Below are 25,281 nucleotides of genomic sequence, written 5' to 3' on the forward strand. Positions count from 1 at the left end.
AGCCCGTACGAAAGTACGGGCTTTTTTTTAATAGCGTAGGGAGGGGGGATTGACTCGCTGCGCTCGCCCTACGGGCAGCCCACTCACTGCGTTCGCGGTCTGTCCAACTGGCTGTCGCCAGTTGTCGAACCCCGGTCGGGGATTCTCATCCCCCCCACAGGCGAGCAACATGCGAAAAAAAAGCCCGCATTTGCATGCGAGCTCTTCTTTAAATATGGCGGTGAGGGGGGGATTGACTCGCTGCGCTCGCCCTACGGGCAGCCCACTCACTGCGTTCGCGGTCTGTCCAACTGGCTGCGCCAGTTGTCGAACCCCGGTCGGGGATTCTCATCCCCCCTCACAGGCGAGCAACATGCGAAAAAAAAGCCCGCATTTGCATGCGAGCTCTTCTTTAAATATGGCGGTGAGGGGGGGATTCGAACCCCCGATACGTTGCCGTATACACACTTTCCAGGCGTGCTCCTTCAGCCACTCGGACACCTCACCATATTGTTTTGCTGCCTTTCCTCTCGGGGGCAACGGGGCGCTACTATAGGGAGTCAGGCTAAAACGGTCAAGCAGATTTTCTGCTTTACTGCGCGTTCGGTTAAGCAATAAGCAGCTCCACGGTTTTCAGGCCGTGGAGCGGGCGATTAGCGCTGTGAATCGAGTGCTTCCCCGTTCTTTACGACCTCTTGCGCTTTACCGTAGCTTTCAATCAGCAGCTGATAAGCCGGGAAGATATGGGTATAGACTTCTGCCCACTGCGATGCATCTTCACGATTCCAGGTGCGCTGGATCTCCGAGGCGACGGCGGCGGTATCCATCGGTACGACGCCAGCCTGGACGATACGTGCCAGGGTAATCTCCTGCGCCATTTTGCTGTAAGTGCCTGACGCATCGATCACCGCAAATACCTTATAGCCGTCGGCCACCGCGCTGATCGACGGGAAGGCCATGCAGACGCTGGTAATGGTACCGGCGATAATCAGCGTCTTGCGCCCGGTCGCCTTCACAGCAGCGACGAAGTCCGGATTATCCCAGGCGTTAATCTCACCCTTACGCGCCACGTACTGCGCATGGGGTGCATTGGCGTGGATCTCCGGGATCAGCGGCCCGTTTGGCCCTTGCGGTACGGAGGCAGTGGTGATCACCGGGATATTCGCAAGAGTAGCGATTTTTGCCAGCGCCGCGGCGCGGGCACGCAGTTCCGGCATCGGCATATCACCCACGGTCTGGAACAGGCCGCTCTGGTGATCGATAAGCAACATCACCGCATCATCGACATCAATGGCCGGACGGGCGCCGTTAAAGTTAGCAGGGGTAGACATGATTCTCTCCTTTATTACCTTCAGATCTGGCCGAAGCGGCCGGAATTGAAATCGCGAACGGCTTCGGCGATTTCGCTTTTACTGTTCATCACAAACGGGCCGTAGCCGACGATGGGTTCATTCAGCGGCTCCCCGGCCATCAGCAGCACTTTGGCATCGCTGCTGGCTTCCAGATGCAGCTTCTCCCCTTGCTGGCTCAGTACCACCAGCTGGGCTTCACCTGCCTGTGCGACGCCGTTCACCGTCACGCTGCCCTCCAGCACCACCAGCGCGGTGCTCCAGCCCTCAGGTTGGCTGAGCGTAAGATGGCTACCCTGATGCAGGGCGATGTCCCAGACGTTCAGCGGGGAGTAACTGTGCGCCGGACCGGTGGTCTCCTCGTAGCGTCCGGCGATCACCCGTAGCGATCCGCCGTCGTCAGGTAGCGTCACCACCGGGATCTGACGTTTTGTGATGCTCTGATAGCCCGGCGCCGTCATCTTGTCCTTCGCGGGCAGGTTGACCCACAGCTGCAACATTTTTAGTTCCCCTCCGTTTTGCGCAAAGGCCCTTGAGTGGAACTCCTCATGCAAAATGCCGGAGCCTGCGGTCATCCACTGCACGTCACCCGGGCCAATCACGCCGCCTTTACCGGTGGAATCGCGGTGTTCAACTTCGCCGGAATAGACGATGGTCACCGTTTCAAAGCCGCGGTGCGGGTGATGGCCCACGCCGCGTTTCGCGCCATCCGCCGGGAACGAGTAAGGCCCGGCGTAATCCAGCAGTAAAAATGGGCTCAGTGGCTCACCATGGGTCTGGTATGAAAACATCGAACGCACCGGAAAACCGTCGCCAACCCAGTGCGGCCGGGGTGCGGTATAAATGCCTGTTACGTTTTTCATCGGTTTCTCCTGATGTTCTGTTGATGTAATTAGCTTATATTCAGGGTTAATATTCCGGTAGATAGTGAAAATGACATGCACTGTTCCATTTATGGAACGATGAGGACGTTATGCAGGATCTCAATGATTTCGCGTGGTTTGTCAAAGTGGTCGAGTACGGCGGTTTCGCGGCAGCCGGGCGGGCGCTCGATCTGCCAAAATCCCGGCTCAGCCGACGGATTGCCCAACTGGAGGCACGGCTTGGGGTACGTCTGATCCAGCGGACAACGCGGCAGTTTACGGTTACTGAAGTGGGGCAGACCTTCTATCAACACTGCAAGGCGATGCTGATAGAAGCCGAGGCAGCGGAGGAGGCGGTCGCGGCCTTGCAGGCGGAACCGCGTGGCCTGGTGCGGATCACCTGTCCGGTCACGCTGCTGCACGTCCACGTCGGGCCGATGCTGGCTAAGTTTATGGCGCATTACCCCGGTATTAATCTGCAGCTTGAGGCGACCAACCGGCGGGTGGATCTGGTGGCGGAGGGTGTTGATATCGCCATCCGTGTGCGTCCTCGCCCATTTGATGACAGCGATCTGGTGTTGCGGGTGCTTGCCGACAGAGGGCACTGCCTGGTGGCGAGTCCGCAGTTGATCCAGCGTCTGGGTGTGCCGGCCACGCCATCGGAGCTCAGCGCCTGGCCGGGCCTGAGTCTGGGGGAGGGGAGACAGGTTCATAAGTGGGCGCTAAGCGGGCCGGAGGGGGCAAAAGCGGAGATCCATTTTCAGCCGCGCCTGATGACCACCGATATGCTGGCGCTGCGGGAGGCGGCGATAGCGGGCGTGGGGCTGGTGCAGTTACCCATTTTGATGGTCAAAGAGCAACTGGCGTCCGGGACATTAATAAAAGTGCTGGAAGAGTGGGAGCCACGCCGGGAAGTGATCCATGCGGTCTATCCCTCCCGGCGCGGGCTGTTGCCGTCAGTCAGGACGCTGGTGGATTTTTTGACCGGGGAGTATGCGCGGATGGTGGAGGAGTGAGGCCGGGTTTGGGTTTCGTAGGTCGGGTAAGCCTGGCGCCACCCGACGCTTCCAGAGCGCGCGGTATTGCATTAAGGCAAAATGCCTGATGGCGCTGCGCTTATCAGGCCTACGGAATCGAGGCTGGATTTGGGTTTCATAGGTCGGGTAAGCGTAGCGCCACCCGACATGTACTGGCTGTCGCCAGTTGTCGAACCCCGGTCGGGGGTTCTCATCCCCCCACAGGCGAGCAACATGCGAAAAAAAAGCCCGCATTTGCATGCGAGCTCTTCTTTAAAGATGGCGGTGAGTGGGGGATTGACTCGCTGCGCTCGCCGTTACTCGGCCCATCCATGGGCCTCGCCCCTTCGGGGCCAACGCAAGCGTTGTTCAAAAACGCTCCCTGCGTTTTTGTTCGGGCAGCCTGTTCGCTGCGCTCTCAGTCTGTCCAACTGGCTGCGCCAGTTGTCGAACCCCGGTCGGGGGTTCTCATCCCCCCACAGGCGAGCAACATGCGAAAAAAAAGCCCGCATTTGCATGCGAGCTCTTCTTTAAAGATGGCGGTGAGGGGGGGATTCGAACCCCCGATACGTTGCCGTATACACACTTTCCAGGCGTGCTCCTTCAGCCACTCGGACACCTCACCATATTGTCATCCCGTTGTTGCTGGGACGGGCGCTAATGTAAGGAAAAGCCTGACTTACGTCAATCAACTTTTTCAGTAAATTAGCGCGTTCAGACAAACTTCAGCCAACATGATTTTTAATTGCGCTGAAAGTGCCTTTTTTATCAGCAACGACCGCACTCGCAAAATTTGTTATGCTGCAATCCAGTTGATAATGAACATAAAACAGCGCAACAGAAGGCAATCGCAATGGATATTATTTTTTATCACCCAACATTTGATAACGCTTACTGGATAAAAACACTTTCGGCGGCGCTGCCAGGCGCCCGGGTTCGGGAGTGGAAGCGCGGCGATAACGAACCCGCAGATTATGCGCTGGTGTGGCACCCACCGGTTGAGATGCTGCAGGGGCGAAACCTGAAAGCGGTGTTTGCCCTTGGGGCAGGGGTGGACTCTATCCTCAGCAAGCTCAAGGCGCACCCGGAAATGCTGGCGGAGTCGATCCCCCTGTTTCGCCTGGAAGATACCGGCATGGGCCAGCAGATGCAGGAGTATGCGGTCAGCCAGGTGCTGCACTGGTTCCGCCGCTTTGACGATTATCAGGCGCTGAAACAGCAGGCCCGCTGGGAGCCGCTGGCCGACTATCAGCGCGAAGATTTTACTATCGGGATCCTCGGGGCCGGGGTGTTGGGATCGAAAGTGGCCGAAGCGCTGGCACCGTGGGGCTTCCCGCTGCGCTGCTGGAGCCGCACCCGCAAGCACTACCCTGGCGTCACCAGCTTTGCCGGGAAGGAAGAGTTACCGCAGTTTTTAGACGGCACGCGGGTGCTGATTAACCTGCTGCCGAATACGGCTGAGACGGTTGGGATCATTAATAAGGCGCTCATCAACCAGCTGGCGGACAACAGCTACCTGATGAACCTGGCGCGTGGCGTACACGTGGTGGAAGCCGATCTGCTGGCGGCACTGGAGAGCGGCAAGCTGAAAGGCGCGATGCTGGATGTCTACAGCAAAGAGCCGTTACCGGCGGACAATCCCCTGTGGGCGCACCCGCGCGTGGCCATGACGCCGCACATTGCGGCGGTGACGCGTCCGGCAGAAGCCATCGACTATATCGCCCGCACCATCTCGCAGCTGGAGAAGGGCGAACAGGTTACCGGGCAGGTCGACAGACAGCGCGGTTACTGAGTTATACCCGGCGATTGCCGGGTTTTTGCTGATAAACGCCCGTGATAACTGCTATCCTTTGGGAAACACGAGAGGAGAGAACGATGTACCCCGTTGACCTGCATATGCACACCGTCGCCAGTACCCACGCCTACAGCAACCTTCATGACTACATCGCCCAGGCAAAACAAAAAAACATTAAGCTCTTTGCGATCACCGATCATGGTCCGGATATGGCGGATGCGCCGCACTACTGGCACTTTGTGAACATGCGCATCTGGCCGCGGGTAGTGGATGGCGTTGGGATCCTGCGCGGCATTGAGGCCAACATCAAAAATACCCAGGGCGACATTGACTGTACCGGCCCGATGCTCACCTCTCTGGATCTGATCCTCGCCGGTTTCCATGAGCCGGTTTTCGCACCTCAGGATCAAGCCACCCATACCGAGGCGATGATCGCCACTATCGCCAGCGGTAACGTACATATCATCAGCCATCCGGGGAACCCGAAATACCCGATTGATATCCAGGCGGTCGCGCAGGCTGCGGCGGAGCATCGCGTGGCGCTGGAGATCAACAACTCCTCCTTTATTCACTCCCGTAAAGGGAGCGAAGCAAACTGCCGGGCAGTGGCGGCTGCGGTGAAGGAGGCGGGTGGCTATGTGGCGCTGGGCTCCGATTCCCATACCGCCTTCACGCTGGGCGATTTTAGCGAATGCCGCAAAATCCTCGACGCGGTGGACTTCCCGGAAGATCGCATCCTGAACGTCTCCCCGCGCCGGCTACTCGATTTCCTGGCGTCGCGTGGCATGGCGCCAATCAATGAATTTGCTGATTTTTAACTGTGTAATGGACTAAATAAATGAATGAGTTTTCCATCCTCTGTCGCGTACTGGGTTCTCTCTATTATCGCCAGCCGCAGGATCCGCTGCTGGTGCCGCTGTTTACCTTGATCCGCGAAGGCAAGCTGGCCCAGAACTGGCCGCTTGAGCAGGATGAATTGTTGCTGCGTCTGCAAAACAGCTGCGACATGCAGCAGATCGCCGCCGACTACAATGCGCTGTTTGTTGGCGAGGAGTGCCGCGTGTCGCCGTATCGCTCTGCCTGGGAAGAGGGCGCTACCGAAGCCGAAGTACGCGCATTTCTCTCTGAACGCGGGATGCCGTTGACCGATACCCCAGCCGACCATCTCGGCACGCTGCTGCTGGCGGCCTCGTGGATTGAAGATCATGCGGCGGAAGATGAAAACGAGGCGCTGGAAACCCTCTTCGGGGAGTATATCCTGCCCTGGTGCGGGACGTTCCTCGGGAAGGTTGAAGCGCACGCCACCTCGTCCTTCTGGCGTACCATGGCCCCACTGACTCGCGATGCCATTGCCGCGATGTGGGATGAGCTACAGGAAGAGAATGAAGAGTGATTTAGATCACTATCTGTATGTAACAGCAAATATCAATCTGCATATTATGTGTTCCTGATCTCATTTCATGGCCGCGTATCTGTTAAGATGCGCGCCATGAACATTCTACTTTCTATCGCAATCACGACAGGCATCCTCTCCGGTTTATGGGGCTGGGTTGCCGTCTCTCTCGGACTCCTCAGTTGGGCGGGCTTCCTTGGCTGCACGGCCTATTTCGCCTGCCCGCAGGGGGGCGTGAAGGGGCTGTTTATCTCGGCCTGTACGCTGATGAGCGGCGTGGCGTGGGCGATGATTATCATCCACGGCAGCGCGCTGGCACCCCATCTGGAAATCGTTGGCTACGTTATGACCGGCGTGGTGGCGTTTTTGATGTGTATCCAGGCGAAACATCTGCTGCTCTCGTTTGTGCCCGGCACCTTTATGGGCGCCTGCGCCACTTTTGCAGGGCAGGGGGAGTGGCGGCTGGTGGTGCCTTCGCTGGCGCTGGGACTGGTGTTTGGCTACGCCATGAAAAACAGCGGCCTGTGGCTGGCGGCGCGCAGGGAGAAAACGCGAAACGTCACGGCGTTGAGCGAATAAAAAAGGCGAGACCAGGGTCTCGCCTTTTTAATGCGCTTTCTGTCAGGATTCTGGCGGCGTCGACATCTCGCGGTATTTCACCAGAATATCGTTTTTCACTTCATTTTTGTTTTGCAGGTCCCACAATCCGCGATCGATACCGTCGTTAATCAGGAAGATCACCCCGGTTTCGATAGCAGACATCAGGCAGAGCATGACCGGCTCGTTAGAGGTATAACCGATTTCTCCCTCCAGCAGACGCTGGTAGTCGATGAAACGGAACACCCCGGCCTGCACTTCATACGAGAGAATGGTTTTGCTGGTGGTCACGGACGACAAAATTTCGCCGGTACTGACGTTGACCACACGCAGGTTCACCGCAATCTGGTCAAGCTGGTACTGCGTATCGCCGCCAATACCGAAATACCGGGCCCCCACACCGCCCGATTTCACGTTACTTTCGTAGCCGATAATCGAACCTTCAACCATCACGTTCGCCGCCGTGAGCGAATGCAACGGAATACGGTTGTTCATTGCCACGGTACCGTTATCCTGCGCAGCACGAATGATCTTACGTTCGTTGAGCAGGTTTTGCAGCCCCTGACGTTCCAGAGGAATAAACCAGCGAGAATCTTTTAACGCAGTGACCAGCATGGCGGTGGCGCTCTGCGGTACAGCCGTTGAGAAGTTACTTGCCGGATACGGTTTAAACTGCCCGGTTTCATCCTGAATATTATAAACCGACACGTAGATCTTACCCGTTGGCAATGGCAATTTGGTTAAATCACGATAGCTCTGGGCGCGAGGCATTAATGTCGGTTTCGCTGCTTCTTTCGGAGGAGCAGTTAAACAGCCGCTCAATAAGCACACTGCAACAAGGAGGAGAAAGCGCTGCATGATTATTATCCTTATCTCGACATTATTTAAAAGTCGGTAGAACCGCTTTGCAAGCCAGCAACCTGAATGGTGGACGTTTTCCCCGTTTTGCGGTCTGTCACGTTCAGCTGCATTTGTCCGTCCGCATTAGCGATGTCGACTATAAAGTCGCTGGTCACCATACGGCCGGGTTTGCCGGTGTTAATATTGGTCAGCAGCCCGCCCAGAACCTGGGCCTGGATTGCCTGGGTAAAGTTATCCAGCGCGCTCGGGGTTTCAAACCCGAAGTCGTCAGAATTTGGATCCGTATAAGAGTTTTGTGCCTGGGCCGAGTTTAAAAGAAAAGAACCGTTATTAGGGTTTCCACCAAAGTTCGGGTTGCGGAACTGGAAGGTCATATTTCCGGCCCAACTCAGAGATGGAATAAGCATTAAAGCTACAACTGCATGGACAACACGCATGGATGCCTCCGAATTAAAATTCGTCTGGTGCTAAATCGCCCGTACCCAGCAGAGCTTTATCGATCTGCAGGCGATTTAATGCCTCTTCGGTTTGAGCCAGAGCAAAGACCACATTTTTATCCAGGTCAGTTTTCGTGGGGTATAAAAAGGTCTGGAAAATAACGTCCTGATTAACCGTTATGGTGATCCAGCTTCCCCAACGTGCGCTGGGCCGTTCACTGATAGTTAAGTTACCGGGATAATCACTTTCCCATTTGTCGCTGAAGCCGCGATAAAAAGCATGGCCGACTGCGGAGACGGTGTGGTCAGTTAACAATCCCGGGATCTCTACTTCAACCGCATGAAGATTCCCGGCAGCAAGCCATAAGCCTGCTGCGGCAATCCAACTCACTGTGCGTTTCATAGGGTTAACGCCTGAGGTTATCATTTGCCCATGAAACCGCCTGAGTCCGGTTTTTGACAGCTATCTTCTTGAAAAGATTGTAAAGATGAGTCTTAACCGTATTTTCGCTGATAAATAACGAACGGGCGATTTCATTATTTGAAGCACCGATACGTAATTTATTCAGAATCTCTTTTTCGCGGTGGGTCAGCAAAGCGGACTCTGAACTGTTATAGCGATAATTTCCGGAGTGCGTTATGAGGTAGCTGGCAAGTTTCTGTGAAAAGTAACATTCACCACGCAGAACCCCCTGCAAGCCTTCAACCACGCGGGTTTCATCCTCATTGACATAAAAGACGCCATTGATATGTGGCCAACTTTCAATATCCCTGAAGGGGTATTCTTCGGGCGTATTTAACAACAACACACGGATATTGTTGTTTTTCCTGCTTAAAATATCTTGCCAGTATTGGATAAGTTTTTTATCCGCTTCCATCATATCGAAAAGAATAATGCTGCCAGGCGCAATGTCATCGAAAGAGCGTTGAATGCTATGCAATTTTCCGCTCAACGTTAAACTATGCTTTAAATGCTGTAGTAAAGCTGTCGCTTGTAAAGAAGGTTTGGTCACTAACAATAAACTCTGACCATGCAAGCTATGGACTTCATTAAACATGATGAAACCCCTTTTTATGAAACACCTGGCAGTTGCCCCCAATATATTATTGGGGGCACCAGAAGTACTGACAGATGTTGCACTGCTGTGTGTAGAAGAAAGACCATATCCCTTAGAGAGAAGGGAAAATTAATTCGCAATGCCGAACTTCTGTTTTCAATCTAGCTTTAACGTTTTTTAAAGCAAGTGTTAAACGTGTAACAGGATGTAAAAATCAATATTACTTTGTAAAAAATGAGTTCATGAATTGATTAGAAATCATCAAAAAGTTGTACATTAAGATATTGGTGCACACATTTTAAAAGTCATACAAATTGTATTAAGTTATTGATTTTTATAGGTCATATAAATTTTAGGCTATTAGCGATAAGGTATGAGCCAGGGCAAAACGCTAAGCCTATTTTTACAATGTGTAAACGCCTTAAGAAATCACGGACTTTGTCACGCAATCATGGATATATTCCGTTTTCTCTCTTCTGGACCAGCGAAACGGCAAATCCACGCATTTGCGGTTTTCCATTTCTGCAAAGTGAAAATGGTCCTTGCTGACCCTCTGTAAAATCGTTGTATCGCCACGGTATTTAATTTTAATTAATACTTTGGGGTGAACGAAAGAATAAAAATACAACTGGCGGGTGAGATATTAAAATTGTTTCGGCAGACATACTCTTCATCGTAACGCCGGGTTAACAAAATATTTGCTCTTGTTAACGCAGTTATTATACCACCAGGTCCAGGGTGATAACATGAAGAACAAGTTGTTATTGATGTTGACATTACTGGGTGCACCTGGATTTGTTTTCGCAGCGACTGATTTAGCTTCGGCAGAATACAATTTTGCGGTTAATGAGCTGAGTAAATCCTCATATAACCAGGCTGCAATCATTGGACAAGCTGGCGTAAATAATAACGCTAACGTTCAACAACACGGCCAGAAATTGTTGTCTGTCGTTTCTCAGGAGGGCGGAAATAATCGGGCGAACATTGATCAATCAGGGAGTTATAACCTTGCCTATATTGATCAAAAAGGGAACTCGAACAATGCGAGTATTAATCAAGGTGCATATGGTAATACCGCAGTGATTATTCAGAAAGGTTCTGGTAATAAAGCGAATATTACGCAGTACGGTACGCAAAAAACGGCAGTTGTAGTACAGAGACAGTCGCAAATGGCAATTCGCGTAATCCAACGCTAGCTATTGAGCGATAATTAATCAATCCGATGGGGGCTTTACAATGAAACTTTTAAAAGTGGCAGTAATTGCAGCAATCGTGGTTTCTGGCAGTGCTATGGCTGGTTCTGTTCCACAGTGGGGTAATAACCATGGTGGTAATGGAAATAACAACGTCAGCCCAGAATCGCTGACCGTTTATCAATATGGTGACCGTAACAATGTGGACGCTTTGCAAAGCGATGCCCGTGGCTCTGAAATCACCGTTCGTCAGAATGGCTTCGGTAACGATGCCGATCTGTCTCAGGGTGCTGACAGCAGCGAAATCAGCCTGACCCAGCGTGGCCAGGGTAACGACGCAACCATCAGCCAGTGGAGTGGCCGTAACCTCTCTGCAACTGTAAGCCAGTCTGGTGGTCGTAACGAAGTCGATCTTCGTCAAACTATGAACGGCGCGTCTGCTAACATCACTCAGGTTGGCTTCGGCAACACCGTGACTGCTGGTCAGCACTAATACTGCCGCTGTACGTCGAAAAAACAGGGCTGAGGCCCTGTTTTTTTTTGGGGAGAAGATGATGAATACACTTTTATTACTTGCCGCGCTGACCAGTCAGATTACCTTTCAAACCACCACCGAAGGTGAGAACGTGACCATTATTCCTCAGGTGACCGTCACAGAACCGTGTTTATGCCAGGTGCAAATCCTCACCTCGCGCAGTGGCCCAGGCGGTCAGAGCACCTCGCGTCAACAAAACACCGTCTCATTACCGGCAAATAAAACGGTCAACCTTTCCCGTATGACCCTGAACTCCGGACCCAATGACAAGATAAACGTCATTGTGACGGTCTCGGATGGTAAGTCGTTGCATCTGTCGCAACAATGGCCTCCGTCGAAAGCCTGATGTTCAAAACATTCATGAAATCAATATATTGATTAAAGTAGCGCGGATGTTATTCCATTGTTATTCTCATGTTGCTGGTGTCGCCGATGCCAGTCGACAGCCCTCCATGAGGGGCGTTGTTTAAGCGTCAGGGACGATATCAATGAGGATTACAATGATGGTTTCGTCCCATATCACCCTGGCCGCAGCCTTTGTTGCTGCGGTTACGCTTACGCCAGTCTGCACGGCCAATGTTATCCATTTTATCGGCCGGATTGTCGAAGAGCCTTGTAACATCACCCCTGATGCGCGCGCCTTAACCGTCTCCTGTCCGCAAAATAATAGAATGTCTGTTCAACAGGTCAGCTATAAAGAGGCGCTTGACGGCAGGGTGAATGCCGCAGATCTCGCCACTGTCAGCATTAAGTACATCAATCCGGAAAAATCGCTCGCCATCGTGCAGGTTGATTACCGCTGAGGCAGGGCCGTTTTCTGTCAACCGGACTTCCACAACCCAACCTCTGCGATACACTTAAGAAAAAACGGTATGCAGAGGTTGATTATGTACTCCCGAATTGAAGTCTTTCATGGTGATATCACCACGCTGCATGTGGATGTGGTCGTTAACGCAGCCAATCCTTCATTAATGGGCGGTGGTGGCGTGGACGGGGCTATTCATCGGGCGGCAGGACCCGCCCTGCTGGAGGCGTGTAAGCTGGTTCGCCAGCAGCAGGGCGAGTGCGCCCCGGGGCAGGCGGTGATTACGCTTGCCGGAAACCTGCCCGCCAAAGCGGTGATCCACACCGTTGGCCCCGTCTGGCATGGGGGCGAACATCATGAAGCACGGCTCCTGGAAGAGGCCTACCGCAACAGCCTGAACCTGGCGGCGGCCAACGGTTATCAGACTCTCGCCTTCCCGGCAATCAGTACTGGCGTTTATGGCTATCCCCGCGCGGCGGCGGCTGAAATCGCCGTTAACACGGTTTCGGATTATCTCACCCTCAAGCCTCTGCCGGAGCGGGTATACTTTGTCTGCTATGATGAAGAAAATGCCCGACTATACAAGCGACTGCTTACCCAACGAGGACAGGAAACCGACGCATAACACGCGACTGGGACGCGCGATTGCACCGGTCAGCTCTTCACATCCTGGCCTTTGTGGGCTTCTCCCTCTTGATAACAGTCTTGACGCCTTCGCCTGCCGCTACCGGCTGGCGGAGATGGCGGAAAAGACGCTGGATGTGCAGTACTACATCTGGGAAGACGACATGTCTGGACGCCTGTTGTTTTCCGTCTTATTGTCCGCCGCCATGCGCGGCGTCCGCGTGCGCCTGTTGCTCGACGACAACAATACCCAGGGGCTGGACAGCATCCTGCGCCTGCTGGACGCGCATCCTAACTTTGATGTCCGGCTGTTCAATCCCTTTTCGTTCCGCTCCCTGCGCGCGCTGGGCTATCTCACCGATTTCGCCCGTCTCAATCGCCGGATGCACAACAAGAGTTTTACCGTGGACGGCGAGGTCACCATTATCGGTGGGCGAAACATCGGTGATGCCTATTTTGGCGCAGGTGAAGAGCCGCTCTTTTCCGATCTGGACGTGATGGCGACTGGCCCGGTGGTGCAGGATGTGGCCAACGATTTTGAGCGCTACTGGAACTGCGCCTCGGTCTCCACGCTCCAGCAGGTGCTGGAGCTTTCCGAGGCGGAAATTGAAGATAAAATTCATCCCCCCGAAGAGTGGTATCGCGACGACATCACCCGCCGATATCTGGATAAATTACAGTCCAGCGACTTTATTACCAATCTGGAAGCGGGCAATTTGCCGCTGATTTGGGCCAAAACCCGGCTACTCAGTGACGATCCGCGTAAAGGGCAGGGGCGGGCAAAACGGCACTCGCTGCTGCCGCAGCGCCTGATGGGGGTGATGGGCTCGCCAGTGCAGCAAATCGATATCATCTCCGCTTATTTTGTTCCGACCCGTGCGGGGGTGGCGCTGCTGCTACAGATGGTGCGCAAAGGGGTGAAAGTCGCCATCCTCACCAATTCGCTGGCAGCGAACGACGTCTCCGTTGTGCATGCCGGTTATGCCCGCTGGCGAAAAAAGCTGTTGCGCCACGGCATCGAGCTTTATGAACTAAAGCCCATTCAGGATGGCGTACCGCCGGCGCACGATCGCGGGATCACCGGGAACTCCGGCTCCAGCCTGCATGCCAAGACGTTCAGCGTCGACGGCGAGAAAGTGTTTATCGGTTCACTTAATTTTGATCCCCGTTCAACCATGCTCAATACCGAGATGGGCTTTGTCATTGAAAGCGAGAAGCTGGCAAGGATGATCCATACCCGGTTCGTGCGCAGCCAGCGCCATGAAGCCTGGCAACTCCGGCTGGATAAAATGGGACGTCTGAACTGGATTGAGCGTAAGGAGGGGCAGGAGATCGTGCATAAAAAGGAGCCCAAAACCCGCTTCTGGCAGCGGATGCTGGTGCGTCTGGCCTACTGGCTGCCGGTAGAGTGGTTGCTGTAATGACGCGCCGGTTCAGCGACCGGCGCGCAACGGCTTAGCTGGTAACCTGCGGTGATTTTTCCGCCTTGGCGGCCGGTTTGCCGGAAAAGAGAAAGCGCAGCAGCGGAATACGCAGATGAATTTCGTATAGCGCAATGGCAATGCCTACCACAAACACCAGCCCACAGATAAAGCCAAGCAGATTTGAGCTGATATGCGGCGTAATGTAGGCGCCAAAGAAGAGCGTTAACGGATGGTGCACCAGATAAATGAACAGCGAGGCGTTGACGAAATAGGTGACGCGCGCCGATTTAAAGTTCAGCAGGCGGTGTCCCAGCGCAAAGACCACATTCACCATCCACAGCCCCAGCAGCATGGTGATCACGCTTTCGGTTTCATACATCCAGGCATCGCCGCTGCCATAACGCTGGTTGAGCAGATACGCGATAAATGCCAACAACGCCCCGAGGGCGCAGCCGCGTGACGGCGTGGTAAACAGCGCTTTCAGCTTCGGATGCACAAACGCCAGGGCGCCAATCAGGAAGAAGGGCAGGTAGAAGAGGGTCTGCATTACCACAAAATTAAACAGGCCGTCGCTGAGGATCGGTGACCAGACGAGTAAAAGCGTGCGGCGCAGCGCGGCATAGACGATACCCAGGATTAAAAACAGCACCGACAGCTTGCCCCAGGTGATATCGCCAAAAAAGGCGTCCGACCGGGCGCTGAGATGCTGGCGCATGCGGCTGAAGAGCCACAGGCTGACCGTGGTCATCACCACCAGCACCAGCAGGAACCACAGATGAGAGACCAGTTCCCAGGCGAGGGTGTTGTATTTATCGTACAGCGACAGGGTGTGCCAGCTATCCGCTTTGCCTTTGACATGTTGCAGCATGATGAATTGCGGCAGCGTCAGCAGGGGGATGGCGGTAAGCATCGGAATACCGACGCGCTCCACGCGCACTTTCCACCAGCGTTTAAGCGGGTAGCGTAAAAAAAGCATGTAAGAGAAGTAGCCCGAAATAACGAAAAAGACCTGCATCCGGAAGGAGTGGATAAAATCGTTAAACAGCGTCAGCCACCACGACGACTCCGCACTATTGACGTGCCAGACGTGGCTCGAATAAATCAAGGAAATGTGAAAAGGGATCCCCAGCAGCATGAGCCATGCCCGGATGGAATCAAGGAAATATTCGCGTTGTGCGGGTACGGTACTCATATAACGTTGCGCATTCTCAGACTTTTCGTCTTATCCCTAAGACCAATAGTGTTTACATTCGGTGCCAACCCTACACGAAGTCTGACACACTGTCTCCAGGATAAGCACGCAAAGTGAAAACGGGTTACTTTCACTTGCTTAAACCATGAGCCAGCACGCTGAACAAAGCGGTGATTATGTTGTCGGAATGCCTGATTTTCCATTAAAATGGATCGGATCGATATAAGCACACAAAGGGGGAAGTGCTTACTTATTATGAAACATAAACCACAAATGATGAAAATGCGTTGGTTAGGAGCGGCAGTCCTGTTGTCTCTGTATACCTCATCGGCCCTGGCCTTTACCATCGACGATGTCGCAAAACAGGCAAAATCGATGGCCAGTAAAGGGTACGAAGCGCCAAAAAGTAACTTACCCTCCGTTTTCCGCGACATGAAATATGCGGACTATCAGCAGATCCAGTTTAATCACGATAAAGCTTACTGGAATAAAATTAAAACCCCGTTCAAGCTCGAGTTTTATCATCAGGGGATGTACTTCGACACGCCTGTCACCATTAATGAAGTGACCGCTAACGCGGTACGCAAAATCAAGTACAGCCCGGACTACTTTAATTTCGGCAATGTGCAACACGATAAAGACACCGTGAAAGATTTAGGCTTCGCGGGCTTCAAAGTGCTTTATCCCATCAACAGTAAAGATAAAAACGACGAAATTGTCAGCATGTTGGGGGCAAGCTATTTCCGTGTGATTGGCGGCGGCCAGGTTTATGGCCTCTCTGCACGCGGTCTGGCGATTGATACCGCGCTGCCTTCCGGGGAAGAGTTCCCACGCTTTCGCGAGTTCTGGATCGAACGTCCAAAACCAACCGACAAACGCCTGACCATCTATGCGCTGCTGGATTCCCCGCGCGCAACGGGCGCCTATCGCTTTGTCATTATTCCTGGCCGCGATACGGTGGTCGACGTGCAGTCTAAAGTCTATCTGCGCGATAAAGTCGGCAAACTGGGCGTTGCTCCGCTGACCAGTATGTTCCTGTTCGGGCCAAACCAGCCTTCTCCTGCCACCAACTTCCGCCCGGAACTGCACGACTCTAACGGTCTGTCGATTCTTGCTGGCAACGGTGAGTGGATCTGGCGTCCGCTGAACAACCCGAAACACCTGGCGGTAAGCAGCTTCAGCATGGAGAACCCGCAGGGGTTTGGCTTGCTCCAGCGTGGCCGTCAGTTCTCCCGCTTTGAAGATCTGGACGATCGTTACGATCTGCGCCCAAGCGCCTGGATCACTCCGAAAGGCGAGTGGGGCAAAGGCAAAGTGGAGCTGGTAGAGATCCCAACCAACGACGAAACCAACGACAACATCGTCGCGTACTGGACGCCGGACCAGCTGCCGGAAGCCGGTAAAGAGATGAACTTCAACTACAGCATCACCATGAGCCGCGATGAAGACAAGCTGCATGCGCCGGACAACGCGTATGTTCTGCAAACCCGCCGCTCAACAGGGGATGTGAAACAGTCCAATCTGATTCGCCAGCCTGATGGCACCATCGCGTTTGTCGTTGATTTCACCGGCCAGGATATGAAGAGCCTGGCACCGGAAACCCCGGTCACCGCTCAGGCGAGCATTGGTGACAATGGTGAGATCGTTGAGAATAGCGTGCGGTATAACCCGGTCACCAAAGGCTGGCGTTTAACCCTGCGCATTAAAGTGAAAGACGCGAAACAGCCGACTGAGATGCGTGCCGCCCTGGTCAACGCCGATCAGCCGTTGAGTGAAACCTGGAGCTATCAGCTACCTGCCAATGAATAAGATAACTGAGTATATCGATGCCATGCCGCTGACCGATATCGAGAAGGCGGCACTGCCGAAGGGTGACATCAGCGCGGTTCACACCGCGCTGGATGCCGATCATCATCCGTTCACGCGTGAAGATGATACCCCGCTGGGCTCGGTTAAAAGCCGTCTCGAACAGGCCTGGCCCGATTCACTGGCTGAAGGCCAGCTGATCCGCGATGACGAAGGGCGCACCCAGCTTGAGGCGATGCCGAAAGCGACGCGCTCCTCCATGTTCCCGGATCCCTGGCGCACCAACCCGGTGGGCCGTTTCTGGGATCGCCTGCGCGGCCGCGACACCAATCCGCGCTATCTCTCTCGCCTCTCTAAAGAGCAGCAGGCCAGCGAGGAAAAATGGCGTACCGTTGGCAGTATTCGCCGCTACATCCTGCTGCTGTTGACCATCGCGCAGACCGTCGTCGCCACCTGGTACATGAAGACGATTCTTCCCTACCAGGGCTGGGCGCTGATCAATCCGGCCGATATGTTCGACCAGGATCTGCTGGTCTCGTTTATGCAGCTGCTGCCTTATATTCTGCAAAGCGGCATCCTGCTGCTGTTCGCCATCCTCTTCTGCTGGGTATCGGCCGGTTTCTGGACCGCGCTGATGGGCTTCCTGCAGCTGCTGATAGGCCGGGATAAGTACAGCATTTCGCACTCTACGGTGGGGGATGAACCCCTCAATCCTGAACACCGTACCGCGCTTATCATGCCTATCTGTAACGAAGATGTAGATCGCGTTTTTGCCGGCCTGCGCGCCACCTGGGAGTCGGTGAAAGCTACCGGTAACGCCGAACACTTCGACGTTTACATCCTGAGTGACAGCTACAACCCGGACATCTGCGTGGCAGAACAGAAAGCGTGGATGGAGCTTATTGCCGAAGTGCAGGGCGAAGGGCAGATCTTCTACCGCCGTCGTCGTCGTCGCGTGAAGCGTAAAAGCGGTAATATCGATGACTTCTGCCGTCGATGGGGCAGTCAGTACAGCTATATGGTGGTGCTGGATGCCGACTCGGTGATGACCGGTGAGTGTCTGACGGGCCTTGTGCGCCTGATGGAAGCGAACCCGAATGCCGGGATCATTCAGTCTTCGCCGAAAGCGTCGGGCATGGATACGCTGTACGCGCGTTGCCAGCAGTTTGCGACCCGCGTCTACGGGCCGCTGTTTACTGCCGGTCTGCACTTCTGGCAGTTGGGTGAGTCGCACTACTGGGGGCATAACGCCATTATCCGCGTGAAGCCGTTCATTGAGCACTGTGCGCTGGCGCCGCTGCCGGGTGAAGGCTCGTTCGCGGGCTCGATCCTGTCGCACGACTTCGTGGAAGCTGCGCTGATGCGCCGTGCCGGTTGGGGGGTGTGGATCGCCTATGACCTGCCTGGCTCCTATGAAGAGCTGCCGCCAAACCTGCTGGATGAACTGAAGCGTGACCGCCGCTGGTGTCACGGGAACCTGATGAACTTCCGTCTGTTCCTCGTGAAAGGGATGCACCCGGTACACCGCGCCGTCTTCCTGACCGGCGTAATGTCCTACCTCTCCGCGCCGCTGTGGTTTATGTTCCTGGCCCTGTCGACTGCCCTGCAGGTGGTACATGCCCTGACCGAGCCGCAGTACTTCCTGCAGCCGCGCCAGCTGTTCCCGGTCTGGCCGCAGTGGCGCCCTGAGCTGGCGATAGCGCTCTTTGCCTCGACGATGGTGCTGCTCTTCCTGCCGAAGCTGCTGAGTATTGTGCTCATCTGGTGCAAGGGCTCGAAGGAGTACGGTGGTTTCTTCCGCGTGACGCTCTCCCTGCTGCTGGAGGTCTTATTCTCCGTGCTGCTGGCGCCGGTGCGTATGTTGTTCCACACCGTCTTCGTGGTCAGCGCCTTCCTCGGCTGGGAAGTGGTCTGGAACTCGCCGCAGCGTGACGATGACTCTACGCCGTGGAGCGAAGCGTTTATGCGTCACGGTTCGCAGATGCTGCTCGGTCTGGTCTGGGCGGTGGGCATGGCGTGGCTGGACTTGCGCTTCCTGTTCTGGCTGGCGCCGATTGTCTTCTCGCTGATCCTCTCCCCGTTTGTGTCGGTGATTTCAAGCCGTTCGACGGTGGGTCTGCGCACCAAACGCTGGAAGCTGTTCCTGATCCCGGAAGAGTATTCACCGCCGCAGGTGCTGGTTGATACAGACAAGTATCTGGAGCTCAACCGCAGTCGTTCGCTGGAAGATGGGTTTATGCATGCGGTGTTTAACCCGTCATTCAACGCCCTGGCCATCGCTATGGCGACTGCCCGTCACCGTGCCAGCCGTGTGCTGGAGATCGCCCGCGATCGTCACGTTGAGCAGGCGCTGAACGAGACGCCAGAGAAGCTGAACCGCGACCGTCGTCTGGTGCTGCTAAGCGATCCTGTCACCATGGCGCGGATGCATCATCGTGTCTGGGCCGCCCCGGAGAAATACTCTTCGTGGGTGAACTATTACCAGACGCTGAAGCTGAATCCGCAGGCATTGAAAGCGAAGTGATGTGTCGGAAGGCGCTACGCTTACCCGGCCTACAAAATCTGTAGGCCCGTGCAAGCGCAGCGCCGCCAGGCAAATAAATACCGGCCCTGGAGCCGGTATTTTTATCTTTTGAGGTACTGGATGAGATTTTTCATCGTCATCACAATGGCGCTATTACTGAGCGGCTGCGGCAGTATCATTAGCCGGACGATCCCAGGTCAAGGACACGGCAATCAATATTACCCGGGCGTGCAATGGGATGTCCGTGACTCCGCATGGCGCTACCTGACGATACTCGATCTGCCGTTCTCCCTGGTCTTCGATACGCTACTGCTGCCCATCGACGCTCAGCACGGGCCCTATGAATAATTAACGTTCGTCCCACTCATCCGCTGCGGTTTGTCCCTCTTCGGTATCCAGCGGCGGCTCAAGCTGGAATTCACCCTCATCCCATTCATGCAGGGTGTTCTCTTCCAGCCACTCCTGACGCAGCTCAATCTCGTCATAATCGCCATCAAACACCGCCTGAGCCGCTTCGCCGCTCAGTACGGGCAGGCACTCGCCGTCTTCGCCGTCATCGGCAAAAAATTCGGCCTGCCACATAATGTCCCCATCCTGCATGACATATTTCTGGATATTGAGTTGCTCAATATTCGCGTCTTCTTCCTCAATGCCGGGATTATCGGCGAGAAACTCTTCGCGCGCGGCATCAATCGCTTCCTCTAAAGTGGCAAACATAGTCATCGGCGTCTCCCTGTGAATTGACGTGGTGTTCAGGGAAAGAATAGCTGATTCTCCATAATTGCAAGTATGAAAGCGGCAAAAGCCTTCACGCAGCGGTCTTAATCGGCGGCAGAGACCTTATCTGATTCCGGAATAGCCCTGGGTCGGCGCACGGCACGGGACAGACTGAACCACGAATAGATCGCGTTGAATAGCAACACGCAGGCGGTGACGATAAATACCGCGCGAAAACCGTAGCTGGCGGCAATACCGGCCCCCAGAAGAGGGCCGGTGACGTTGCCGATATCGCGGAACGACTGGTTGTAGCTGAAGATTCGTCCGGCAATCTGATTGGTAGAGTTATAGACCAGCAGGGTCTGCACCGCAGGCAGCAGGGCACCATCGGCCGCCCCGAGTAAAAAGCGCAGAACACCCAGCTGCCACGGGGATTGCACAAATGACATCGGGATGAGGAGCAGCACAGAGATCACCAGCGCGACGATCAGGATCCTTTCCGGACCAATCCGATCGCCCAGTTTCCCTAGTCGCGGGGCGCTGATCAGGGCGGCCACGCCGGGCACCGAGGCAATCATGCCGCTGATAAAGGCGATATTGCCCACATGCCCGGCCAGGTCGCGCACGTAGAGCGTCAGGATCGGCGCAATGGAGCCGGTAGCGACCTGAATAATCATGGTGGTGACAAACAGGCTGATGACCAGGCGAGGATTTTTAAGGGAGGCAAAGACCTCGCGGGCATGCAGCATCTCTTTTTTCGGCACCGGGGTAAAATTTTCCCGGATGCAGAATAAGGTCACCAGGAAGCAGGCAAACAGTACCCCCGCGGTGATAAAAAATACTGGCCGCAAACCGTAGCTGTCCGCCATTAATCCCCCGGCCAGTGGGCCAAGCAGGGCGCCGCTTACCGCACCAGTAGAGAGTGTTCCCAGCGCCCAGCCGCTTTTATGGCGGGGGATCTGCGTGGCGATAAGCGCGTTGGCATTAGGCACAAAGCCGCCCAGCAGACCCAGTAGCGCGCGCAATACCAGAAACTGCCAGATGTTTTGCGCCAGCCCCATCAGCAGCATGATGATGGCCATTCCCAACGCCGAACGCAGCAGCATAATCTTGCGCCCTTTGCGGTCGGCCAGCCCGCCCCAGAAAGGGGAGGCGATAGCGGAGAAGAGAAACGTGATGCTGAATACTAGCCCGGACCACATATTGAGCGCGCTGTGGCCGCTGACGCCGAGTTGTTCTACGTAGAGCGGCAGAAAAGGCATCACCAGGCTAAAAGCGGCGCCCGTGAGAAAGCAGCCCAGCCAGGCAACCATAAGGTTCCGCTTCCAGTTTATTGGCGTTTCTGAGGGAGACATAGCTATCCGCGTTATGATGCGCGACGGCATCATTTATAAAAGAAGGTAATAAGCCTGCTAATTATGCGCCTGGGTGATGGTTGCTGCAATGACGGAGAGCATTATAAGCTTAAAGAGCAGTGCGGCCCGGAGGCCGCAGGGGAGGATTAATAGCGGGAAGGGACACCTTCCGGACGGGTTTTAAAGCGGCGATGTAGCCACATGTACTGTTCGGGCGCCAGCAGAATGCACTTTTCCACCACCTCATTCATCCACGCGGCAGTGGTTCTGGCATCATCCAACGGCGGGGAGCACTCCGGTTCCAGCATCATCAGCTCGTAGCCCTTGCCGTCAGGTTTGCGACGCGGCACAAAAGGAACAATCGCCGCGTTCGACAGACGGGCCAGCGTCCATGTGCCGGTGGTGGTAGCTGCCTCGTCGACCGCAAAGAAGGGCACAAAGACGCTGGCGGTTGGGCCGTAGTCATGATCTGGCGCGTACCAGATCACCTCCCCGGATTTCAGGGCGCGGATCATCCCCTTGAGATCTTTACGGTCGATCATGCTCTTGTTGGAGCGCATCCGCCCCCAGGTCTGCAGCCAGTCGATCACCGGGTTGTCGTTCGGGCGATAGACGCCAATACCGGGCGCCTGCATGCCAAACATCCGCGCGCCGATCTCCAGCGTCAGAAAATGGACGCCGATCAGCAGAACGCCAGTTTTATTGGCCTGCAGATTGTGCACCGGATCCATGCCGGTGCCGGTCACTTCCGTCCAGCGCGCCATACGCTTATTGGACCAGAACCAGGCCATTCCGGTCTCCATCAGCCCCATGCCAACGGATTCAAAATTTTTCACTACCATGGTGTCGCGCTCGTGCTCGCTCATCTCCGGGAAACAGAGTTCCAGATTACGGCGGGCAATGCGGGCGCGGCGGGACATAAAGCGCATCGCCAGTCGACCCAGACCGCAGCCAAGACGGTAGATCAGCGGGTAGGGCAGCTGCACCAGTAACCATAATAAACCGATGCCAGCCCAGGTCAGCCAGTAACGAGGATGTAGAAGCGCAATGGAAAATTTAGGGAGTTGAGTCATGTCGTTCCTGTTTGTGATACGTCCTGTTGGCGTAGTGTCGCATTTTTCCATTGATAACCAAAATGCATCGCTATGGAATGGTCATGAATAGAGCAAATGTTATACCCTCGGCATTTTAACGTGAGAAATGTAGCGCAAAATGAAGGGATGTAAATTCCCAATGTTTGCTATATGATGCCGACCGATTTTCATTCTCATACGATTGCAGGAACCGTACACCATGCCAGTGTTACACAACCTCATTTCGAACGAAGAGCTGAAAGCGCGCATGTTGGCTGAAACCGAGCCGCGCACGACGATCTCGTTCTATAAATATTTCACCATCGTTAACCCGCAGGCTACCCGCGACGCGCTGTACAAGGCGTTAACCGCGCTGAACGTCTTTGGCCGTATCTATCTGGCCCATGAGGGCATCAATGCTCAGATCAGCGTGCCTGAAAGCAGGCTCGATGAGCTGCGCAGCTTCCTCTATGGCTTCGATCCGGCTCTGGACGGCCTGCGCCTGAATATTGCGCTGGACGATGATGGTAAATCCTTCTGGGTGCTGCGCATGAAGGTGCGGGAGCGCATTGTGGCGGACGGCATTGATGACCCGACCTTTGATGCCAGCGACGTGGGCGATTACCTGAAAGCGTCAGAAGTGAACGCCATGCTGGACGATCCTGACGCCGTGTTTATCGATATGCGTAACCACTATGAATATGAAGTGGGTCATTTCGAAAACGCACTGGAAATCCCGGCAGATACTTTCCGTGAGCAGCTGCCAAAAGCCGTTGAGATGATGCAGGAGCATAAGGACAAAAAAATTGTCATGTACTGCACCGGCGGGATCCGCTGCGAAAAAGCCAGCGCCTGGATGAAGCACAACGGCTTTAACAAGGTGTGGCATATCGAAGGCGGGATCATCGAGTATGCCCGTCGCGCCCGCGAGCAGGGGCTACCAGTGCGCTTTATCGGCAAGAACTTCGTCTTTGACGAGCGCATGGGTGAGCGCATCTCTGATGATGTGATTGCCCACTGTCATCAGTGCGGCACCGCCTGCGACACCCATACCAACTGCAAAAATGACGGTTGTCATCTGCTGTTTATTCAGTGTCCGGCCTGCGCTGAGAAGTTTAACGGCTGCTGCAGCGAGCTGTGTAGCGAAGAGAGCATGTTGCCTGAAGAGGAGCAGCGCCGCCGCCGTGCCGGGCGCGAAAATGGCAATAAGATCTTTAATAAGTCGCGGGGGCGTCTGAATACCCGCCTGGGCATTCCTGACCCGGAGTGACCCTGAAACCTTGCCCGGTCGCGTGACCGGGCGAGGGTATTATTTCTGCTGAACCCCTTCTACCGAAATGATCAGCTCTACGTCCTGCGACGCCGGGCCCAGATCGGTAGTGATGTTGAAGTCTTTCAGGTGAATTTTACCTGATGCCTCAAACCCGGCGCGTTTCCCGCCCCACGGATCGTCACCCTGACCAATCAGTTTTGCATCCAGCTTAACCGGTTTCGTTACGCCGTTCAGCGTCAGGTTGCCGGTAATATCCAGCCCGTCACCATCCTTTTTCACCTCGGTCGAGGTAAAGGTCGCCTGCGGGTATTTCGCCACGTTGAGGAAGTCTGCGCTGCGCAGATGCTTGTCGCGCTCGGCGTGGTTAGTATCGAGGCTGTTGGTGTTCAGGGTGACATTGACTTTATCATTCGCCGGATTGCTCTCATCAAAGGTAAATGAGCCATCGAAATCCTTGAATGTGCCGTACAGCCAGCTGTACCCCAGATGCTGAATACGGAAGTTCACAAAGGCGTGCTGGCCTTGTTTATCAATTTTGTAGTCCGCTGCCACGGCGGCGCCGGTTGTGAACAGCAGAGACGCTAAGGTTAATCCCAGCAGGCTTTTCTTCATTTTATGCTCCAGAGTCAGGGGACGCTTTGCCCAACATACGTGTCAGGGTGGCGTCTTTGTCGATAAAGTGATGTTTCATGGCGGCAAGTCCATGTAATACGGAGAGAATAACTACGCCCCAGGCCAGCCATAAATGCACGGATCCAGCCAGATCGGCCTGGGGGCCGGCATCGGCCAGCAGGGCGGGGACGTCAAACAGGCCGAAGACACTGATAGGTTTTCCGTCAGCGGTGGAGATCAAATAGCCGCTGATCAGGATGGCGAAAAGCAAGGCGTACAGGGCGATATGGGCGGCGGCAGCGCTAATACGTGTAAAGCGAGTCTGGCTTTTCAGCGCCGGCGGAACAGGGGAGATATGGCGCCACAGCAGCCGCACCACCAGCGCCAGCATCAGCATAAAGCCGATGCTTTTGTGCAGCTCCGGTGCCTGGTGATACCAGCCATCGTAATAGCTCAGGGTCACCATCCAGAGGCCAAGACCAAACATGCCGTAAACCGCAATCGCCATCAGCCAGTGCAGACTCATGGAAATAACGCCATAGCGTGTGGGGGAATTTCGCACCTGCATTTTGAGCACCATTATTAATTCGCAAGCGCTAAAAATGGCGTGAGCAAAACATTAATGCAAATGATATTTACACATATTCAATATTAATTTTATTTGTTCGATTATTTTGAATGAATATTAGAAATGATAGTCAATGGCGCTGTTAATGATTTGCTGGAGCGGCTGATTTTTGGCGGGTTGTGATATTTTTATGATGTTCAAATAATTTATGGGGAAATTATAGTTATTTTAA

The 25,281-nt window shown here is 54.5% G+C and carries 27 protein-coding genes, 2 tRNA genes and 2 other RNA genes; 15 read left to right on the top strand and 16 right to left on the bottom strand.

What is annotated here, in order from left to right; genetic code table 11:
• Positions 1-33: 33 nt before the first annotated feature.
• From GNG29_RS08370 to GNG29_RS08390, 5 genes are all read right to left on the bottom strand, one after another.
• Positions 34-169, bottom strand: a non-coding RNA gene (locus GNG29_RS08370) — RtT sRNA.
• 46 nt (positions 170-215) lie between these two features.
• Positions 216-352, bottom strand: a non-coding RNA gene (locus GNG29_RS08375) — RtT sRNA.
• A gap of 46 nt (positions 353-398) precedes the next feature.
• Positions 399-486 (bottom strand) — tRNA-Ser (locus GNG29_RS08380).
• A gap of 146 nt (positions 487-632) precedes the next feature.
• A complete protein-coding gene (locus tag GNG29_RS08385) occupies positions 633-1,310 on the bottom strand; it encodes an isochorismatase family protein (RefSeq protein ID WP_103179037.1) in 678 nt (225 codons plus the stop codon).
• A 20-nt stretch (positions 1,311-1,330) separates the two neighbouring features.
• Positions 1,331-2,191, bottom strand: a complete 861-nt coding sequence (locus tag GNG29_RS08390; protein ID WP_103179038.1) for a pirin family protein — start codon at positions 2,189-2,191, stop codon at positions 1,331-1,333.
• Between the two features lie 110 nt (positions 2,192-2,301).
• On the opposite strand from GNG29_RS08390, the gene GNG29_RS08395 reads away from it, so the two are divergent.
• Positions 2,302-3,207 carry a LysR family transcriptional regulator gene (locus GNG29_RS08395; RefSeq protein WP_103179039.1) on the top strand — a complete coding sequence of 302 codons (906 nt, stop codon included), beginning with the start codon at positions 2,302-2,304 and terminating at the stop codon, positions 3,205-3,207.
• A gap of 537 nt (positions 3,208-3,744) precedes the next feature.
• Here GNG29_RS08395 and GNG29_RS08400 read toward each other — a convergent pair.
• Positions 3,745-3,832: transfer RNA gene (locus GNG29_RS08400), tRNA-Ser, on the bottom strand.
• A 228-nt stretch (positions 3,833-4,060) separates the two neighbouring features.
• Here GNG29_RS08400 and ghrA point away from each other — a divergent pair.
• The 4 genes from ghrA (at position 4,061) to GNG29_RS08420 (ending at position 6,974) form a co-directional block, all read left to right on the top strand.
• Complete coding sequence (gene ghrA / locus GNG29_RS08405) at positions 4,061-4,999, top strand: glyoxylate/hydroxypyruvate reductase GhrA (RefSeq protein ID WP_103179041.1); 939 nt, start codon at positions 4,061-4,063, stop codon at positions 4,997-4,999.
• A gap of 83 nt (positions 5,000-5,082) precedes the next feature.
• Positions 5,083-5,820: a phosphatase gene (locus GNG29_RS08410; protein WP_103179042.1), complete on the top strand. Its 738-nt coding sequence runs from the start codon at positions 5,083-5,085 to the stop codon at positions 5,818-5,820.
• A 20-nt stretch (positions 5,821-5,840) separates the two neighbouring features.
• The gene (locus GNG29_RS08415; protein ID WP_156654266.1) at positions 5,841-6,395 is read left to right on the top strand and encodes a molecular chaperone; all 555 of its coding nucleotides are present in this window, start codon (positions 5,841-5,843) and stop codon (positions 6,393-6,395) included.
• A gap of 96 nt (positions 6,396-6,491) precedes the next feature.
• Positions 6,492-6,974 (top strand): DUF1097 domain-containing protein, encoded by a 483-nt coding sequence (locus tag GNG29_RS08420; RefSeq protein WP_201304715.1) that lies wholly within the window; start codon positions 6,492-6,494, stop codon positions 6,972-6,974.
• Between the two features lie 42 nt (positions 6,975-7,016).
• Here GNG29_RS08420 and csgG read toward each other — a convergent pair whose 3' ends face one another.
• Genes csgG through csgD form a run of 4 tightly spaced genes read right to left on the bottom strand, consistent with a single transcriptional unit; the run spans position 7,017 to position 9,348 of the window.
• Entirely contained in the window at positions 7,017-7,850 is an 834-nt protein-coding gene (csgG, locus tag GNG29_RS08425; protein ID WP_039032323.1) for a curli production assembly/transport protein CsgG, read from the bottom strand.
• Positions 7,851-7,876: 26 nt separating this feature from the next.
• The gene (gene csgF / locus GNG29_RS08430; protein WP_103179044.1) at positions 7,877-8,290 is read right to left on the bottom strand and encodes a curli production assembly/transport protein CsgF; all 414 of its coding nucleotides are present in this window, start codon (positions 8,288-8,290) and stop codon (positions 7,877-7,879) included.
• Between the two features lie 13 nt (positions 8,291-8,303).
• Complete coding sequence (gene csgE / locus GNG29_RS08435; protein ID WP_103179045.1) at positions 8,304-8,693, bottom strand: curli production assembly/transport protein CsgE; 390 nt, start codon at positions 8,691-8,693, stop codon at positions 8,304-8,306.
• A 4-nt stretch (positions 8,694-8,697) separates the two neighbouring features.
• Entirely contained in the window at positions 8,698-9,348 is a 651-nt protein-coding gene (gene csgD / locus GNG29_RS08440) for a biofilm master transcriptional regulator CsgD (protein WP_103179046.1), read from the bottom strand.
• A gap of 746 nt (positions 9,349-10,094) precedes the next feature.
• Here csgD and csgB point away from each other — a divergent pair.
• The 6 genes from csgB (at position 10,095) to GNG29_RS08470 (ending at position 13,926) form a co-directional block, all read left to right on the top strand.
• The gene (csgB, locus tag GNG29_RS08445; protein WP_103179047.1) at positions 10,095-10,544 is read left to right on the top strand and encodes a curli minor subunit CsgB; all 450 of its coding nucleotides are present in this window, start codon (positions 10,095-10,097) and stop codon (positions 10,542-10,544) included.
• Positions 10,545-10,584: 40 nt separating this feature from the next.
• Complete coding sequence (gene csgA, locus GNG29_RS08450; RefSeq protein WP_156654267.1) at positions 10,585-11,034, top strand: curli major subunit CsgA; 450 nt, start codon at positions 10,585-10,587, stop codon at positions 11,032-11,034.
• A gap of 61 nt (positions 11,035-11,095) precedes the next feature.
• Positions 11,096-11,422 carry a curli assembly chaperone CsgC gene (csgC, locus tag GNG29_RS08455; protein ID WP_103179049.1) on the top strand — a complete coding sequence of 109 codons (327 nt, stop codon included), beginning with the start codon at positions 11,096-11,098 and terminating at the stop codon, positions 11,420-11,422.
• Positions 11,423-11,576: 154 nt separating this feature from the next.
• Positions 11,577-11,879 (top strand): type 1 fimbrial protein, encoded by a 303-nt coding sequence (locus GNG29_RS08460; RefSeq protein WP_231736605.1) that lies wholly within the window; start codon positions 11,577-11,579, stop codon positions 11,877-11,879.
• A gap of 84 nt (positions 11,880-11,963) precedes the next feature.
• Positions 11,964-12,506: an O-acetyl-ADP-ribose deacetylase gene (ymdB, locus tag GNG29_RS08465; protein WP_103179050.1), complete on the top strand. Its 543-nt coding sequence runs from the start codon at positions 11,964-11,966 to the stop codon at positions 12,504-12,506.
• The gene (locus GNG29_RS08470; RefSeq protein ID WP_197431847.1) at positions 12,442-13,926 is read left to right on the top strand and encodes a phospholipase D family protein; all 1,485 of its coding nucleotides are present in this window, start codon (positions 12,442-12,444) and stop codon (positions 13,924-13,926) included. Before ymdB ends, GNG29_RS08470 begins: the two co-directional genes overlap by 65 nt.
• A 34-nt stretch (positions 13,927-13,960) precedes the next feature.
• On the opposite strand, the gene mdoC is transcribed toward GNG29_RS08470, so the two are convergent.
• The gene (gene mdoC, locus GNG29_RS08475; protein ID WP_156654268.1) at positions 13,961-15,121 is read right to left on the bottom strand and encodes a glucans biosynthesis protein MdoC; all 1,161 of its coding nucleotides are present in this window, start codon (positions 15,119-15,121) and stop codon (positions 13,961-13,963) included.
• A gap of 273 nt (positions 15,122-15,394) precedes the next feature.
• Here mdoC and mdoG point away from each other — a divergent pair, with 273 nt between their 5' ends.
• From mdoG to GNG29_RS08490, 3 genes are all read left to right on the top strand, one after another.
• Complete coding sequence (mdoG, locus tag GNG29_RS08480; protein WP_139156330.1) at positions 15,395-16,930, top strand: glucans biosynthesis protein MdoG; 1,536 nt, start codon at positions 15,395-15,397, stop codon at positions 16,928-16,930.
• Positions 16,923-19,451 carry a glucans biosynthesis glucosyltransferase MdoH gene (gene mdoH, locus GNG29_RS08485; protein ID WP_103179055.1) on the top strand — a complete coding sequence of 843 codons (2,529 nt, stop codon included), beginning with the start codon at positions 16,923-16,925 and terminating at the stop codon, positions 19,449-19,451. Before mdoG ends, mdoH begins: the two co-directional genes overlap by 8 nt.
• A gap of 120 nt (positions 19,452-19,571) precedes the next feature.
• A complete protein-coding gene (locus tag GNG29_RS08490) occupies positions 19,572-19,799 on the top strand; it encodes a YceK/YidQ family lipoprotein (protein WP_103179056.1) in 228 nt (75 codons plus the stop codon).
• On the opposite strand, the gene GNG29_RS08495 is transcribed toward GNG29_RS08490, so the two are convergent.
• The 3 genes from GNG29_RS08495 to GNG29_RS08505 all read right to left on the bottom strand — a co-directional run bounded on the left by GNG29_RS08495 (position 19,800) and on the right by GNG29_RS08505 (position 22,596).
• A complete protein-coding gene (locus GNG29_RS08495) occupies positions 19,800-20,174 on the bottom strand; it encodes a MysB family protein (RefSeq protein ID WP_103179057.1) in 375 nt (124 codons plus the stop codon).
• A gap of 98 nt (positions 20,175-20,272) precedes the next feature.
• Positions 20,273-21,523 carry a multidrug efflux MFS transporter MdtG gene (mdtG, locus tag GNG29_RS08500; protein ID WP_156654269.1) on the bottom strand — a complete coding sequence of 417 codons (1,251 nt, stop codon included), beginning with the start codon at positions 21,521-21,523 and terminating at the stop codon, positions 20,273-20,275.
• A 146-nt stretch (positions 21,524-21,669) separates the two neighbouring features.
• Positions 21,670-22,596: a Kdo(2)-lipid IV(A) acyltransferase gene (locus GNG29_RS08505; protein ID WP_103179059.1), complete on the bottom strand. Its 927-nt coding sequence runs from the start codon at positions 22,594-22,596 to the stop codon at positions 21,670-21,672.
• Between the two features lie 220 nt (positions 22,597-22,816).
• On the opposite strand from GNG29_RS08505, the gene GNG29_RS08510 reads away from it, so the two are divergent.
• Positions 22,817-23,866, top strand: a complete 1,050-nt coding sequence (locus GNG29_RS08510; RefSeq protein ID WP_156654270.1) for a rhodanese-related sulfurtransferase — start codon at positions 22,817-22,819, stop codon at positions 23,864-23,866.
• 39 nt (positions 23,867-23,905) lie between these two features.
• Here the strand turns inward: GNG29_RS08510 and GNG29_RS08515 are convergent, their stop codons facing one another.
• A complete protein-coding gene (locus tag GNG29_RS08515; protein ID WP_103179061.1) occupies positions 23,906-24,481 on the bottom strand; it encodes a YceI family protein in 576 nt (191 codons plus the stop codon).
• 1 nt (position 24,482) lies between these two features.
• The gene (locus GNG29_RS08520) at positions 24,483-25,049 is read right to left on the bottom strand and encodes a cytochrome b (RefSeq protein ID WP_103179062.1); all 567 of its coding nucleotides are present in this window, start codon (positions 25,047-25,049) and stop codon (positions 24,483-24,485) included.
• Between the last annotated feature and the right edge of the window lie 232 nt (positions 25,050-25,281).

Source organism: Leclercia sp. Colony189, assembly GCF_009740165.1.
In the GTDB taxonomy this organism is placed as follows: domain Bacteria; phylum Pseudomonadota; class Gammaproteobacteria; order Enterobacterales; family Enterobacteriaceae; genus Enterobacter.

What these genes read in the sequence shown, in the direction of transcription:
- csgB (WP_103179047.1), top strand. Translation starts at nt 10,095, where the DNA reads ATGAAGAACAAGTTGTTATTGATGTTGACATTACTGGGTGCACCTGGA.
- GNG29_RS08515 (WP_103179061.1), bottom strand. Translation starts at nt 24,481, where the DNA reads ATGAAGAAAAGCCTGCTGGGATTAACCTTAGCGTCTCTGCTGTTCACA.
- GNG29_RS08395 (WP_103179039.1), top strand. Translation starts at nt 2,302, where the DNA reads ATGCAGGATCTCAATGATTTCGCGTGGTTTGTCAAAGTGGTCGAGTAC.
- GNG29_RS08510 (WP_156654270.1), top strand. Translation starts at nt 22,817, where the DNA reads ATGCCAGTGTTACACAACCTCATTTCGAACGAAGAGCTGAAAGCGCGC.
- GNG29_RS08470 (WP_197431847.1), top strand. Translation starts at nt 12,442, where the DNA reads ATGAAGAAAATGCCCGACTATACAAGCGACTGCTTACCCAACGAGGAC.
- GNG29_RS08495 (WP_103179057.1), bottom strand. Translation starts at nt 20,174, where the DNA reads ATGACTATGTTTGCCACTTTAGAGGAAGCGATTGATGCCGCGCGCGAA.
- GNG29_RS08410 (WP_103179042.1), top strand. Translation starts at nt 5,083, where the DNA reads ATGTACCCCGTTGACCTGCATATGCACACCGTCGCCAGTACCCACGCC.
- mdoG (WP_139156330.1), top strand. Translation starts at nt 15,395, where the DNA reads ATGATGAAAATGCGTTGGTTAGGAGCGGCAGTCCTGTTGTCTCTGTAT.
- csgD (WP_103179046.1), bottom strand. Translation starts at nt 9,348, where the DNA reads ATGTTTAATGAAGTCCATAGCTTGCATGGTCAGAGTTTATTGTTAGTG.
- GNG29_RS08420 (WP_201304715.1), top strand. Translation starts at nt 6,492, where the DNA reads ATGAACATTCTACTTTCTATCGCAATCACGACAGGCATCCTCTCCGGT.
- GNG29_RS08390 (WP_103179038.1), bottom strand. Translation starts at nt 2,191, where the DNA reads ATGAAAAACGTAACAGGCATTTATACCGCACCCCGGCCGCACTGGGTT.
- csgA (WP_156654267.1), top strand. Translation starts at nt 10,585, where the DNA reads ATGAAACTTTTAAAAGTGGCAGTAATTGCAGCAATCGTGGTTTCTGGC.
- GNG29_RS08490 (WP_103179056.1), top strand. Translation starts at nt 19,572, where the DNA reads ATGAGATTTTTCATCGTCATCACAATGGCGCTATTACTGAGCGGCTGC.
- csgE (WP_103179045.1), bottom strand. Translation starts at nt 8,693, where the DNA reads ATGAAACGCACAGTGAGTTGGATTGCCGCAGCAGGCTTATGGCTTGCT.
- GNG29_RS08385 (WP_103179037.1), bottom strand. Translation starts at nt 1,310, where the DNA reads ATGTCTACCCCTGCTAACTTTAACGGCGCCCGTCCGGCCATTGATGTC.
- GNG29_RS08460 (WP_231736605.1), top strand. Translation starts at nt 11,577, where the DNA reads ATGATGGTTTCGTCCCATATCACCCTGGCCGCAGCCTTTGTTGCTGCG.
- csgF (WP_103179044.1), bottom strand. Translation starts at nt 8,290, where the DNA reads ATGCGTGTTGTCCATGCAGTTGTAGCTTTAATGCTTATTCCATCTCTG.
- csgC (WP_103179049.1), top strand. Translation starts at nt 11,096, where the DNA reads ATGAATACACTTTTATTACTTGCCGCGCTGACCAGTCAGATTACCTTT.
- ymdB (WP_103179050.1), top strand. Translation starts at nt 11,964, where the DNA reads ATGTACTCCCGAATTGAAGTCTTTCATGGTGATATCACCACGCTGCAT.
- mdtG (WP_156654269.1), bottom strand. Translation starts at nt 21,523, where the DNA reads ATGTCTCCCTCAGAAACGCCAATAAACTGGAAGCGGAACCTTATGGTT.
- GNG29_RS08520 (WP_103179062.1), bottom strand. Translation starts at nt 25,049, where the DNA reads ATGCAGGTGCGAAATTCCCCCACACGCTATGGCGTTATTTCCATGAGT.
- GNG29_RS08505 (WP_103179059.1), bottom strand. Translation starts at nt 22,596, where the DNA reads ATGACTCAACTCCCTAAATTTTCCATTGCGCTTCTACATCCTCGTTAC.
- csgG (WP_039032323.1), bottom strand. Translation starts at nt 7,850, where the DNA reads ATGCAGCGCTTTCTCCTCCTTGTTGCAGTGTGCTTATTGAGCGGCTGT.
- GNG29_RS08415 (WP_156654266.1), top strand. Translation starts at nt 5,841, where the DNA reads ATGAATGAGTTTTCCATCCTCTGTCGCGTACTGGGTTCTCTCTATTAT.
- ghrA (WP_103179041.1), top strand. Translation starts at nt 4,061, where the DNA reads ATGGATATTATTTTTTATCACCCAACATTTGATAACGCTTACTGGATA.
- mdoC (WP_156654268.1), bottom strand. Translation starts at nt 15,121, where the DNA reads ATGAGTACCGTACCCGCACAACGCGAATATTTCCTTGATTCCATCCGG.
- mdoH (WP_103179055.1), top strand. Translation starts at nt 16,923, where the DNA reads ATGAATAAGATAACTGAGTATATCGATGCCATGCCGCTGACCGATATC.